The sequence below is a fragment of the Streptomyces synnematoformans genome (assembly GCF_039531005.1).
Lineage (GTDB): Bacteria > Actinomycetota > Actinomycetes > Streptomycetales > Streptomycetaceae > Streptomyces > Streptomyces synnematoformans.
In genome coordinates, this window is record NZ_BAAAPF010000708.1 from 1 (window position 1) to 986 (window position 986).

At 81.0% G+C, this 986-nt stretch carries 1 protein-coding gene; it reads left to right on the top strand.

The window, feature by feature from the left end; all coding sequences use genetic code 11:
* Nucleotides 1-30: 30 nt before the first annotated feature.
* Nucleotides 31-986: SPOR domain-containing protein (locus tag ABD317_RS37260; RefSeq protein WP_344296551.1), on the top strand; the 956-nt coding region annotated here is incomplete at its 3' end.

The following is a 986-nucleotide window of genomic DNA, read 5'->3' on the forward strand; positions in this document are numbered from 1 at the left end:
TGGACCTCTCCGAGGTGACGTACGGCGGACGTGCAGGGCGGCCCCGCCGGCACCCCGCGGCTGCCCTGGACCGTCGAGGTGGCCATCCCCGGCGGCCCCGCCCCGGCCGCCCCCGCCGCGCCGCCCGCCGCCCTCCGGGACCGGGCCAGCGCCGAGGAGCTGGCCGACGAGCTGACCGGCGCCGGCTTCGCCGCCCGCGCCGAGGAGGTCACGACGCCCGCCGTCGCCGACTTCGCCGGCGGCACCCTCGGCTGGCGCGTCCGCGTCGGCGCGTTCGACGGGCGGGCCGCCGCGAACGCCGCGCGGGCCCGGCTGGCCGACGCCGGGTACGCCGGCTCCGCCACGTACACCGGCTGGGACGGCGACCCCGGGGTCCGCGGGACCTGGCGGGTCGACGTGCTGACCGTCGACCCGCGCGGGTTCCGCGGCGGGCTGACCGCCTCGTACGGGCCGGACCTGGAGAACCGCGAGAAGACCAGCGGGCTGACCGCCGCGGCCGGCGCGACCGCCGGGGTCAACGCCGGGTTCTTCGTCCTCGACCCGCGCGCGGGCGCGCCCGGCGACCCGGCGGGCGTCGGCGTGTACGACGGCCGGGTGCTCAGCGAGACCGTGGCCGGGCGGCCCGCGCTCGTGCTGCACGAGTCCGCCCGCGGCACCCGCGTCGAACGGCTCGGCTGGCGCGGCCGGGTCACCGCGCGGGGCGGCGCGCTGCCGCTGGACGGCGTCGACCGCGTACCGGGCCTGATCCGCAACTGCGGCGGCACCGCGGACGACGCCCCGACCGCCCGCCCCCGGCACGACGTGACCTGCACCGACGACGACGAAGTCGTCGCCTTCACGGAGGAGTACGGGGCCCGCACCCCGGTCGGCGACGGCGTGGAGGCCGTGCTCGACGCCCGCGGGCGCGTCGTCGAGGTGCGTGGACGCCGCGGCGCGCCGCCGGCCGCCGGCGGCGGCTCCGTCCAGGCCACCGGCGACCACGCCGG